General features: G+C 46.7%; 7 protein-coding genes. 1 reads left to right on the forward strand and 6 read right to left on the reverse strand.

The window, feature by feature from the left end; genetic code table 11:
- Positions 1-11 precede the first annotated feature (11 nt).
- The 4 genes from AC506A_RS12580 to gltB form a co-directional block, all read right to left on the reverse strand.
- Positions 12-1,142: a glycosyltransferase family 4 protein gene (locus AC506A_RS12580; protein ID WP_495461337.1), complete on the reverse strand. Its 1,131-nt coding sequence runs from the start codon at positions 1,140-1,142 to the stop codon at positions 12-14.
- The gene (locus tag AC506A_RS12585; protein ID WP_495461338.1) at positions 1,129-1,935 is read right to left on the reverse strand and encodes a glycosyltransferase family 2 protein; all 807 of its coding nucleotides are present in this window, start codon (positions 1,933-1,935) and stop codon (positions 1,129-1,131) included. Before AC506A_RS12585 ends, AC506A_RS12580 begins: the two co-directional genes overlap by 14 nt.
- Positions 1,936-3,498 (reverse strand): murein biosynthesis integral membrane protein MurJ, encoded by a 1,563-nt coding sequence (murJ, locus tag AC506A_RS12590; protein WP_495461339.1) that lies wholly within the window; start codon positions 3,496-3,498, stop codon positions 1,936-1,938.
- Between the two features lie 467 nt (positions 3,499-3,965).
- Complete coding sequence (gene gltB, locus AC506A_RS12595) at positions 3,966-8,570, reverse strand: glutamate synthase large subunit (RefSeq protein ID WP_495461340.1); 4,605 nt, start codon at positions 8,568-8,570, stop codon at positions 3,966-3,968.
- 321 nt (positions 8,571-8,891) lie between these two features.
- Here gltB and AC506A_RS12600 point away from each other — a divergent pair, with 321 nt between their 5' ends.
- Entirely contained in the window at positions 8,892-10,232 is a 1,341-nt protein-coding gene (locus AC506A_RS12600) for an SGNH/GDSL hydrolase family protein (protein WP_495461341.1), read from the forward strand.
- Between the two features lie 480 nt (positions 10,233-10,712).
- On the opposite strand, the gene AC506A_RS12605 is transcribed toward AC506A_RS12600, so the two are convergent.
- Positions 10,713-12,731: a YhgE/Pip family protein gene (locus AC506A_RS12605; protein ID WP_495461342.1), complete on the reverse strand. Its 2,019-nt coding sequence runs from the start codon at positions 12,729-12,731 to the stop codon at positions 10,713-10,715.
- A 130-nt stretch (positions 12,732-12,861) separates the two neighbouring features.
- Entirely contained in the window at positions 12,862-13,446 is a 585-nt protein-coding gene (locus AC506A_RS12610) for a TetR/AcrR family transcriptional regulator (protein WP_495461343.1), read from the reverse strand.
- Between the last annotated feature and the right edge of the window lie 62 nt (positions 13,447-13,508).

The raw sequence follows: 13,508 nt of genomic DNA on the forward strand, positions 1-13,508 counted from the left end.
CGATTATGTATTTAGTTTACTTTATATAATTCAAGTATTTCAGTTGCAGTATTAACCCATGAAAACTTCAAAGCCTGATTTTTATTTCTTTCCCTATTACCTTGCTCACGGTTAACCTGCTGCACAGCCATTAGACACTCCAGTAATTGTTTTTTTGATCTTGGATCGAAGGTTATCCCAACCTCCCCTACTACCTCTGGTAGTGAAGTTACATTTGAAGTAACAACTGTTGTCCCTGTTGCAAGAGCTTCTAATGGCGGCAATCCGAACCCTTCGTACATAGATGGGTAAACCAGACAATCCGCATTTTCCAATAAGAATGGCAGGTCATTATCATCAATATAATTCAATATTTGTACCCTATTCTTATCAATTAAATGTTTCACAATCCCTTGTAGATTCCCATCTAAGTTTAACAAAGGAGTGGATAGTACAAGCGTATGTATAAAATTGTGTTGTGAAAAATCATTAAAGGCCTCTAGCAGTAGGGGTAAATTTTTATGCGGCTTATTACCTCCTAAGTATAAGTAATATGGCTTTGTAATATTGTACTTTTGTCTTATCATGTTTTTCCCATCACTTATGTTTCGCTCTGCTGTATCATGAACATTAAGGAACCTCTCTTCAACCCCTAAATATACTACTTGTATTTTTTCTGCATTCACATTAAAGAAGTCTAATATATCTTTTTTGGAATAAATAGAATCGGTAATTACATATTCTGATTTTTTTATCATTTTACTAACTAATAGCTTGTAGTATATTCGTTTAAGAAACGAATAATCTTTTGGAAACCTCAAGTGAATTAAGTCATGAATCGTAATTAATGTTCTGACTTTTCCAAGTAAAGGAGTAGAAAAGAATGGGGAGTGATAGAGTTCAATTCCGTATTTCTTAATGATTAGTGGCAGCTCTATTTGTTCCCTGAGACTTAATGGTTGAGCATTAATCGAAATACATTTAATATTTTCATAGACCTCAAGAAACTTTAGATCTAATATATCGAGATTTGTAACGAAAAAATAATTGTTTACTTTATCTTGTTCTAAAATTGCTTCGACCAAATTTTTAGTATATCTTCCTATTCCTGTGAATTTTTTTTCTAACATTCTCCCATCTATTGCGATATTAATTGAACTCACCTCTTTTTAATCCTTCTAACTTTACACTAACCACAAAGTCATAAAATGCTGAAAACACCGCTAAATAGAACCCATGTTTCCCATCCAAGATGCCGCGTTTAACGATATACATCCACAAAAACCTTAATATCGGCTTAAAAGGCATGAAATGCCAAATATATTTCAATCTCATTCTTAAACTGTAATTTTTAAAATTCACTTTCTCTTTGTCTTTCATTATTTTGTATCTTTCATTTGCCTCCCAGGTAGTATAAGTATAAAACTTTTTAAGATACGAGTTAACGGAAGTGTAACTATAGTGGTCCATAGGCTGCTCTAAATACCCAGCTTTCCCATCAAGGATGACGTGAGCATGTACTTTTTTATCTTCATATTTTCCGCAATTCACCTTGAATAACCGCAAGTTATAATCTGGATACCAATCGCTATGTTTTATCCATTCCCCTAAAAAGTAGTTTTTTCTCGGGATATAGTAACCAACTTCCTCAAATTCCCCGTTAACTCTCAATAATATTTCTTCTTTTAAAGAGGCAGTGATTCTTTCATCTGCATCAACAATTAACACCCATTCGGTCTCAATATAGTTCAAAGCCCAGTTTTTCTGACTTGCCGAGTACTGATATTCTCGCTGTATATATGGAATATTTCTTTCCTTTATGATGTCTATCGTCCGGTCACTGCTATAAGAGTCCGCCACAATTATCTTATCTATCCAACCCAGCGAATCTAAGCAACCAATAATATTATTTTCCTCATTAAATACAGGGATCAGAGCCGTTATCTTCCCTTTCATTTAATATCCCTCCATTTTAACTTTCTTCCGATTGATTCTCCGTCTGACATTTGAAATGAAATCAATCAACATCACGTTTTTCATTCTATGTAGCAGCAACAAATAGACTATCAACATCGCGATAGCCCCTAGGCCTAATATAAGGATGCATCCAAGCTTTGTATTATAGAAATCCCCAACCAACACATACCTATTTATAATAATAAGTATTGCCGTTATTGGAACACATAGATAAAAAAGCCTTAAAAGTTCTTGACTAATACTATTGAGGGAAATTGTCAGATTGAGTTGCTTAAAGTAAGAAATTAATAATACAAAATTAGCTATTGCTGCAATAGAAGTTCCTAATGCTAAGGCATTGTGGTTTATTACTCGAACAAGGATTAAACTTACAATCACACCTAATAATGTTGCGTACAAGTTGGCCTTCAGTACAGACTTATTGTTCCCATGCACAAAATGGACTTTGTTTAGCAATCCATTCAAACCGATGAATAAGATACCAACGGAATAATACTTTAAAGCTGATGATGTTAACGATAGCGCTTTTGAGTCAAAGGCACCGTATACAAATAAAATTGAAATAATTTGTTTACTGAATATAAACATTAAGATTGCAAAAGGCAAACATAATACAGTTATTAGTTGGATGGACTTAACAATATCCATTCTTAGGCCATCCTTATCTCCATTTGCAGCTCTTTCACTAATGAATGGATAATACACCATCGAAATTGCCTGTGCTATAACACTTGAAGGTAAGAGCATTACTTTATTTGCATAATTTAAAGATGCGATACTGCCAACCATTAAGCTGGATGCAATCATTTTTTCAAATAATACGTTAATTTGCGTAACTGATAGGGATAATGAAATCGGAATTAAATACATAAAGAAGGTTTTTAAATACTTCCATTCGAGCTTATGGATTTGGAGCTTAAGCATTCCTGTTTTTAAGGTATAAATGAGTAACGATAATAAACCTATGCTATATCCGATGACTGTCACAACTGGAATAGTATAAATCGCCATGAATTGAACGCAAAGTACTGTAAGTATAATAGTTATTATACTTCCTATTAATTGGGCTATTTCAATGCTACCAAATTTCTTATTTGCGTTTATTAAAGCATTTAATAGCATGATGATAATATATAAGGGTATAGAAAATATGGTGATCTTAAACAAACTATCCCCCAATTGTAATGCATCGGATCCGAGACCGGGGACAACTATGAATAAGATTTGTTTGGAAAATATACCGAAAAACATAGAAATGATTACTGATGCGATCATAGAGAAAATTATTAGTTGCGTTACAACACCACTCGCTGACTGAATGCCTCTTTCTTTTACTAGATTGATGTAAAATGGAACAAGTGCTGTATATGCAGCTGCACCAATAATTGAAAAGAAAACATTTGGTAATACAAAAGAGATATTTATTAAATCAGCTTCTACATTTGCACCATAATAGATTGCAACAATAGTTTCCTTAGTAAATCCAGCAGCTCTACTAAGCAACCCTAAAACTAAAAGTGTGATAACCGCTTTAGTTTTCAATTTTGCACCAGACTCACTTTATAGTGTTTTTACTCTTCAATATAAATAACTCTCTATTATCAATAGATTATTATTCTTATTAATGTATTAATCTTAAAATATGGATAATCGAAATTGTGGGCATTTAACCCTTCCTCACTTCACACCATTGACGAATAACGTCTAAGGCGAATACACCGCCCACAGCATGATCGAGTATCTACAGTGATAAAGGTACAGTAGATATTACCTGAACTACCAGACAACTTATTATATAAATCTCATAAATCTGCACATATATTATTGTTTTGATACATATCGTAACAATCCCTTCTTTTACATTATGATACAAATCGTATCTAGTCAAGTTAAAATATGACAATTTATCCGATATTTCATTTCTATTAGTTTAAAATCGATTTCAATATAAAACGCAAAAAGACCGATAGCGGACAATGTCCACTATCGGTCTTACGTTTATGAAGCGATTAGTTGCCGCCTACACGAGCGAGCTCTTTCATGTTGGCTTCGAATGCTGCGAGAAGGGCTTCATCGCCGGCAAGGCCGGATTGTTCCATCTTCTCAATTTGCTCCAGCATCCGCTTGTAGTCTTTCGGAATGATCTTCACGAATTTCTTCTTCGACGTCTCCCAATCGGAGAGCAAGCGATCGCCAATCGCACTGCCTGTGTAATCCACATGCCGCTGAATCAACCCTTGCAGCTCTTCGGAATCACGCTCTTCAACGACGCGCTCCAGATGAACCATTTCGATGTTGCAGTGCTTGTAGAAGTCGCCAGCCTCATCGAGGACATAAGCGACACCTCCGGACATACCAGCTGCGAAGTTACGACCTGTGCCTCCGAGAATAACGACGCGGCCGCCTGTCATGTACTCACAGCCGTGATCGCCTACACCTTCGACGACAACCTTCACGCCGGAGTTACGAACTGCGAAACGCTCGCCCGCGATACCGCGGATGTAAGCTTCACCGTTAGTCGCGCCGTAGAAAGCCGTGTTGCCGATAATGACGTTCTCTTCCGCTTTAAATGTTGCTTTCTTAGATGGAGCCACAATGATTTTGCCGCCGGAAAGTCCTTTGCCGACATAGTCATTGGAGTCGCCTTCCAAGGAAAGCGTGATGCCTTTCGGAACGAAAGCGCCGAAACTTTGACCGGCCGAGCCGACAAATTTGAACGAAATCGTATCTTCAGGCAGCCCTTTCGCGCCGTACTTGCGAGTCACTTCACTACCTACAATCGTACCAACAACGCGGTTGATGTTCGTGATCGGCAATGTTGCGCGGACTTGCTCACCTGTTTCGATCGCAGGCAATGCGAGCGGCAGCAATTGCTGCATATCCAGTGATTCTTCCAGTTTATGATCCTGCTCCTGCGTGCAGTAGCGAGCCGCATCCTGCGGAACTTCCATCTGGTGCAGAAGCGGTCTAAGGTCGATGCCTTTGAGCTTGTAGTGCTCAATTAGATCCTTCGTTTGCAAACGATCTACACGGCCGACCATCTCTTGAATGGTACGGAAGCCAAGCTCTGCCATAATCTCGCGCAGCTCACGTGCAACGAACAACATGTAGTTCGCTACATGGCTTGGATCGCCCATGAACTTCGCACGAAGCTCAGGGTTTTGCGTAGCTACACCAACCGGACAAGTATCCAATTGGCAGACACGCATCATGATACAGCCAAGCACAACCAGCGGTGCTGTCGAGAAGCCGTATTCTTCAGCGCCGAGAAGTGCTGCAATCGCTAGGTCGCGGCCGTTCATGATTTTGCCGTCTGTCTCAACAACTACGCGGTCGCGCAGGTTATTGATCATCAGCGTTTGATGCGTTTCAGCAAGTCCAAGCTCCCATGGCATACCTGCATGACGAATCGATGCAAGCGGTGAAGCACCTGTTCCGCCATCGTAGCCGCTGACAAGGATAACGTCTGCGCGGCCTTTGGCAACGCCGGCTGCAATCGTTCCTACGCCTGCTTCGGATACGAGCTTCACGTTGATACGTGCACGAGGGTTGGCGTTCTTCAAATCATGGATAAGCTCAGCCAAATCCTCAATGGAATAGATATCGTGATGCGGAGGCGGGGAGATTAGTCCTACGCCAGGTGTGGAACCGCGAACCTCAGCAACCCAAGGATAAACCTTACGTCCCGGAAGCTGGCCGCCTTCACCTGGCTTCGCGCCTTGCGCCATCTTAATTTGAATTTCATCGGCATTAATCAAGTAGTTGCTCGTAACACCGAAACGTCCGGAAGCAACCTGCTTGATCGCACTGCGGCGGGAATCGCCATTCGCATCCGGAATGTAACGCGCCGGATCTTCGCCGCCCTCACCTGTATTGGATCTGCCGCCGATGCGGTTCATCGCAATCGCTAGTGCTTCATGCGCTTCTTTACTGATCGAGCCGTATGACATCGCACCGGTCTTAAAGCGTTTCACGATGGATTCAACGGATTCGACTTCGTCAATCGACACCGGCGCTGCATCGTAGTTGAAATCAAGCAGCGAACGCAGTGTCAGATGTTTCTTGTCCTCACCTTGAACAAGCGTGGAGAACTTCTTGTAAAGCTTATAGTCATTCGAACGGGAAGCCATTTGCAGCGTATGAATCGTCTGCGGGCTGAACAAGTGGTCTTCGCCGTCTTTACGCCATTGATACTCGCCGCCGGAGTCAAGCTCTTTCACGCGGCCTTCTTGCTCTGCGAAAGCACGGTTATGATGCTTCAGCGTCTCATCTGCGATAACGTCAAGACCGATACCGCCGATACGTGTAGTCGTCCAAGTGAAGTACTCGTCAACGAGCTCTTCCTTCAGACCGACCGCTTCAAAAATTTGCGCGCCGCGGTACGATTGAATCGTCGAGATCCCCATTTTGGATAGAATCTTAACGACTCCTTTCGTTGCTGCTTTAATGAAGTTTTTCACGGCTTTCTCGTGCGTTACGCCTCTGAGCAAGCCTTGACGAATCATATCGTCGAGCGTTTCGAAGGCAAGGTACGGATTCACGGCGCTAACGCCATAGCCCAAGAGCAATGCAAAGTGATGCACTTCGCGCGGCTCGCCGGACTCCAGCAAAATGCTGACTCTCGTACGCGTACCTTCGCGAATCAAATGGTGATGCAGCGATGAAACAGCGAGCAGCGACGGGATTGCCGCATTCTCACGGTCTACGCCGCGATCAGACAGAATAAGAATATTATGGCCTTTGCCAATTACGCGGTCAGCCGCTTCGCACATTTGCTTAATCGCAAAACGCAAGCCTGCTTCGCCTTCCGCTGCATTAAACAGTGTAGGAAGTGTAATGGATTTGAACCCCGGACGGCGCACATGGCGCAGCTTGGCGAACTCTTCGTTCGACAGTACCGGTGAAGCTAATTTAATATGACGGCAGCTTTCAGGCTCGGCGTTCAGCAAGTTGCGCTCTGGACCTAGTGTTGTGCCTGTAGCTGTAATAATTTCTTCGCGAATCGCATCGATTGGCGGATTCGTCACTTGCGCGAACATTTGTTTAAAGTAGTTGAACAAACGCTGCGGACGCTCGGACAGAATCGCAAGCGGTGCATCGTAACCCATGGAAGCAATCGGTTCTACGCCGCTGCCTGCCATTGGCTCAAGTACTTTACGCAGATCTTCGAACGTATAACCGAATGCCTGTTGACGATTCTCAACGGTTTCGTGATCCGGTTCCGGAAGCTCAGGAGCATCAGGAAGCTCATCAAGTCCGATAAGATGCTCATCAAGCCACTCGCGGTATGGGTTCTCCGCTGCGATTTGAGCTTTAACCTCTTCATCCGATACGATGCGGCCTTCTTTGGTATCGACAAGCAGCATCCGGCCTGGGCGAAGACGGTCTTTATAAAGAATATTTTCAGGATCGATTGGAACCGTTCCGGCTTCTGAGCCCAGAATGATTACGTCATCCTTCGTTACATAATAACGGGCAGGACGAAGACCGTTCCGGTCAAGAATGGCACCTATTTGCGTACCATCCGTGAATGCCATTGCTGCAGGGCCGTCCCACGGCTCCATCAAACAGCTGTGGTATTCGTAGAAAGCTTTCTTCTCATCACTCATGCCTTCGTGGTTGGACCAAGGCTCCGGAACCATCATCATCGCCGCATGCGGCAAGGAACGGCCGGACAAGTAAAGGAATTCAAGCGTGTTGTCGAACATCGCCGTATCAGATCCGTCTGGATTGATAATCGGTTTGATTTTGTCCAGATCGTCTCCGAACAGCTCCGATGCAACCATCGTTTGACGAGCATGCATCCAGTTCACGTTACCGCGAAGCGTGTTGATCTCGCCGTTATGAATAAGATAACGGTATGGATGCGCGCGCTCCCAGCTCGGGAACGTGTTCGTGGAGAAACGGGAGTGAACAAGCGCGATAGCTGTTTCCATCGCTTCGTCGTTTAGCTCAACGTAGAACGAGCGAACCTGCTCTGTTGTGAGCATCCCTTTGTACACGATTTTCTTGCTGGACATGCTGGAGAAATAGAAGCTGTCAGCGCCTTCTGCGCCGGAGTAGCGAATAGCGATTTCCGCGCGCTTGCGAATGACATAGATTTTGCGTTCAAAAGCAAGCTCATCTTGAAGCTCAGCGCTGCGGCCAATGAACACTTGACGAACAAACGGTTTAACCGATTTCGCCGAGTGGCCCAGCTTCTCATCATTCGTAGGAACGGTACGCCAGCCAAGCAGCGTCTGGCCTTCCTCACGGATAATGGCTTCGAGCTCACGCTCATGGTTAACGCGAATGTTCTCGTCTTGCGACAGGAACAGCATCCCTACGGCATATTCGCCGCTTGCAGGCAGTTCGACACCGAGCTCTCTGAGTTCACGAGAGAAGAAGCCATGCGGGATTTGCAAAAGAATCCCTGCTCCGTCTCCTGTGTTAGGCTCGCTGCCTTGACCGCCGCGATGCTCCATGTTCTCGAGCACCGTCAGCGCCTGCTGAATAATTGTGTGTGATTTAATTCCCTTGATGTTAGCCACAAAGCCCATTCCGCAGGCGTCTTTCTCAAATTGCGGATCGTATAGACCTTGCTTCGGCGGCAATCCTAAACGGTTCTCTTTCACTTGGATGCAACCTTTCTATGAGAAATTTTTAAATAAACGGATGGAATGGATTCTTATTCATGGAATCCGGCTTCATTTCCAAAGCGATATCGCTTAAAATGAAGGTGTACACGCAGTTTAATGAAAAGGTTGCGTTCCAATAATACATCCCTTGAAAAAAGTTATTATATTATTTTAACACCAGTGCATTACGATATCAATTTAATATTTTTATAATTGCGATAAGTGTTCTTTACCACGGCACAGCAGCAATTCAAAAAAATAACTGAAAATTGATACCACCCAATAAAACGCATAATTATGCAAAAGGATGTGGTGAATATGTATAGTAAATTCAGGAAAGTGCCAAAATGGACAATGACGTTCACGGCTGCTGCATTATTAGTAGGAACAATCGGAAGCAGCGGTGCTTGGGCTTCTGCGGGCGCTTCATTTTCCACACCTATTATGGCTGTATCCGCAATATCGGCTCCACATGCTGAGACGAACCAACCGCTTCGTATCGTTGCCGTTGGGGATTCATTGACGCTCGGTTATGAGTACGGCATGTCGGAAAAATCCGTTCCCTACGGCTATGCCGATCGCGTGTACGAGCAGGCGCTTTATCACGGCCGCGCCGAGCTGCAGAATTACGGCATTCTTGGTTTGAAATCACCCGGATTGCAAAAGCTCCTGGAAGTGTCGGCTGCGGGAACACGCATAACAGCAGATCAGCTACAGCCGAATTTATCGACTTATCCTCTTGCAGAGGCAACAGTCGCGAAGAGCGCACAGCTCGGCGAGGATCTGAAGAAAGCCAATTTGATCGTGCTCACGATTGGTGGGAATGATTTTACACCGATTTTCAATGACATCTTACATGATGAAGAAATCAGTGCTTCAGCACTGCAAACCCGATTGGATACGTTATTGGATAGCTATTATCCTTCATTAGAAGCATCACTGCGCACGATTCTCAAACTGAACCCGAAGGCTACGGTTGTTTTTGCCGACCAGTACTTGCCTGCACCTAAGCCTTCAACACTTAATCAGACGATTACGGAAGAACAATACGCTGTGTTGTTACAAGGCGTCGATAAGCTAAAGACACAAACCGAGGTGATCGCTTCTAAGTTGTCGCAAGAAGGCTACGATGTGCGAACCGTCGATGTGTCGGCACCGTTCCGCGGCAAAGAGCTCAGCTATACCTCCATTCTCAAAGGCGACATCCATCCGAAGCAGTCCGGCTACGATGTGATTGGCAGAGCTTTTGCCAAAGGGATTTGGGGCGAATATCGCGATCCTGACGTACTGGCGGCCGGAACGCCGCTTCACGTTATTGTAAACGGAAAGTCACTGAAGGGCGACAATAAGCCTGTTTTGAAAAATAACACGACGTTCCTGCCGATGCGCGATGTCACGAATGCCTTAAACGCGACGCTTGCTTGGGACGCCAAGACCCGAACCGCGACCATTAAGTCCGGAGACAAGGTCGTAGCCTTCACCATTGGTGCCACTACCATGAAAGTGAACGGCCAAACGGTTCCGCTTGAAACACCTGCGTACTTGCAGCAATCCGGCGGCAACTCGGTGACCTACCTGCCGCTCGCGGCGTTATCCAAAGGCCTTGGTTATCAGGTTGTTTATCGCAAGCCGATCGCGACTGTGTTTATTCAGTCTTAGGCTAGACAGTACTTAATAAGGGCACGAATTCACCGATTAAGTGAATTTGTGCCCTTTTTCTTTGCAGATGGCTGCTGGGTGGATAAAACAAGGGAGTTGCTCGATGTGGATCTGGTGGTGGGCTTCTTGGGGTTAGAAGGTAACTTGTGTGTGGTAATCAGTACCGCTCATTTGGCAATTTGGCCGCTTTTCATCGATTGTGCGGTAGCAGATACCTCTCTTTGTGTTGAAATGCGGTATTTTGGTGAATGTGCGGTAACAGGTACCTCTCATTAGTTAAATGCCCCACAGCTATTGCCGGTAGCAGAAGTGTGTAGCTCCAGAAGCTACACTTAACCTACGTTCCACTGTTACATACTGAAAGAGTAGCTCTGAGAGCTACTCTTTCGTTAATTTCGCGGTTTTTTCGCCCAAGTGTTGCTGTGAGAGCTACACTTAGGTTGATTCCCACGGTTTTATGCTGATGTGTTGCTCTGGGAGCTACACCGTTGCTCCGAGTTCTGCGGTGTCGCTTTTTGTTTTGCGATGCAGCAGTAGGAAGACGATTAGTGTTAGTCCTGCGAATACTACTGCAAAGCTTGCGGTATGCATTGCTTTGCTGCCTACTGTCAGCAGCTCGTTCCCTGTCACGATTTCGCGGAATGCGCTGATCGTGTAGGTCATTGGCAGCCAAGCGCTGATATGCTGCAGCCATGATGGTACAAGCTCAGATGGATACGTGCCGGCACTGCCGGTCAACTGCAAAATGAGCAGCATCACAGCGACGAAACGTCCAGGCTGATCGAGCAGTGTTACAAGGAACTGTACGATCATCATAAAGGTGACACTGGCCAGCATCGACATGCCGATGAATGCGCCTAAGTGATTGACCTTGAGGCCGATTCCGTAGAGCAGAATCGCATCCGCAATCAGCGCCTGCACAACACCAACCACGACAAAGAGCAATACTTTGCTGACGAACCAGCTCCAGCCGGAGTGTGGTTTCAGGCTCGTTTCGCGCATCGGGATAACCATTGTGGAAAGCAATGCACCTACAAACAGACCAAGTGATAAGAAATACGGAGTGAAGCCCGTACCGTAGTTCGGCACGTCGGTCAGTTTCTCTTCATCGACATGGACCGGATTCGCGAACATGTCATACAGGGCATCGGTTCCCGTGATGCCCCCGGTTTGCTTCGCGGCATCGCCGAGCTTGCCTGACAGCTCGGCCGTGCCGCCTGCGAGCTGCTCTGCGCCGCTCGCAAGTGCGGCGGAGCCGCTGGCCAGCTTGCCGGAGCCCCCGGCAAGCTCGGCCGCACCGCGGCCTGCGGCGGCTGCGCCGTCCGCCAGCTTCGCGGCACCGGCCGCGGCGCTCTCGGCGCCTGCGGCTAGCTTGGCGCCGCCTTGCTGCGCGGCTGCGAGCTGCGCGTGCAGCGCCGCCAGCCCTTGCTGCAGCTGCAGCTGGCCCTGCTGCAGCTGCGCGCCGCCGGCGGCAAGCTTCGCGCTGCCGCCAGAGAGCTCGGCTGCGCCCGCGGATACCGCGCGGGCTGCGCCGAGCAGCTCCTGCAGCGCGGGATCCTGCGCTGCATCCGGCGAAGCTGCGGCGGCGTACGCCTCAAGCGCCGCCGACAGCTTCGCGGCTGAGCCGGCAAGCTGCGCGCTGCCTTGCTCCGCCGAGGCAAGCCCCTCGGCCAGCTTCGCACCGGCCTCCGCTGCTTGCGCGGCTCCGCCGCCGAGCTGCGCCCCGGCGGCCTCGAGCTTGCCAAGCCCGGCTGCGAGCGCCGCCGAGCCGTCTCGAACCGCGGCCGTTCCGGCCGCCAATTGACCGGCGCCGCTGCCAAGCGCCTTGACGCCTCCGGCGAGCTGCTCCGTGCCGGAAGCCAGTTTCGCTACATTATCGCGCAGCAGCTTGGCACCTTTCTCCGCATCCGAAGCACCGTCACTGAGCTTGCCTGCGCCTTCGCTCGCTTTTACAATGCCATCTGATGCATCGCCGATGCTGGCGAATACCGCCTCCGCATAAGCTTTCGTCACCTGCTGCGAAATTTCAGTTTGCAGCTTCTCGATTGCAGCTTGCCCGATTTTGGCGGCTAAATAGTTGCCGCTATCATTTGACACATAACGGATAGCCGCTGGCTGCGGCTTCTCATCCAGCAACGTGGTCGCTTGCTTGGAGAATGACTCAGGAATTTCAATCACATAATAGTATTCACCGTCCTGAACGCCCTTCTCGGCTTCAGCTCGGCTTACAAAAGCCCAATCGAATTGCTTATTGACCTTTAATTCGTCCACCAAATCCCGACCAACAGCCAGCGGTTTTCCTTCAAACTGTGCACCCGCATCCTCATTCACGACTGCTACCGGCAGATCACTTAGCTTGCCGTAAGGGTCCCAAAACGACCCAATCAACATGCCGCTGTACATAATCGGAATGAACAACACACCAACAATCGGAATAAGAAGCTTTGGACTTCGGACAATCCGGCTAAACTCCTTGCCAAACAATGATAAACCTCGCATAGCGATTCCCCCTCCATGAATAAACATTTATGAATAATTGACCAATTTGGTTTTTTGGTCAATTCATTTCAAAAAAAAGGACTAGTTCATCTTACCCAACTAGCCGTTTCCATCGACTTAAGCCTAGCCGCTACTTCACCCCAACACCCTCACGCAGCAAACCCGTAAAATATGCCGCAAGCTCTTCACGCGACAGCTGGTTGCTTCTGGTCCACTCGACGCCGATTGCAACATACAGCTTCAAAATCACAAATGCAGTTAGTGCCGAGTCAACACCGCGCAGCTCGCTTTTCTCCATTGCAAGTTCAACCTCATGCTGGATAAAAGCTTGAATGGCCTGTTCGAGCCTCGCAACGCCATCTTTCGCCATCGGCGTACCCAAATCGCGAATCTCCTGGGACAATTTCACGATGAGCTCATGTTTCTCGCGAAACAGCAGCAGCTCATGAAGGACAGCCGCCAAATTATCGAAAAAATTCCGTTTTCGATCAATCGTGCGCTCCGCCAAGCTCCGAAGCTCGGCAGCCAGCTGCCCGATGATTTCATTAAACAGGTCTTCCTTCGTTGCAAAAAACGTATAAATCGTTCCTTTGCCGACTGCAGCGATTTTGGAAACAAGCTCCATCGTCGTCGCCTTATAACCAAACATGGCAAACGATTTTCCCGCCGCCTCCACAATTTGCATTCTGCGATCGACCGGTTTCTTCTGTTCCACCCCGCTGCAGCCTCCTTCTTCAACATGATATAGGTCATAATAACACCAACTGACCAGAATCG

The sequence above is a fragment of the Paenibacillus sp. N22P23 genome (assembly GCF_059383735.1).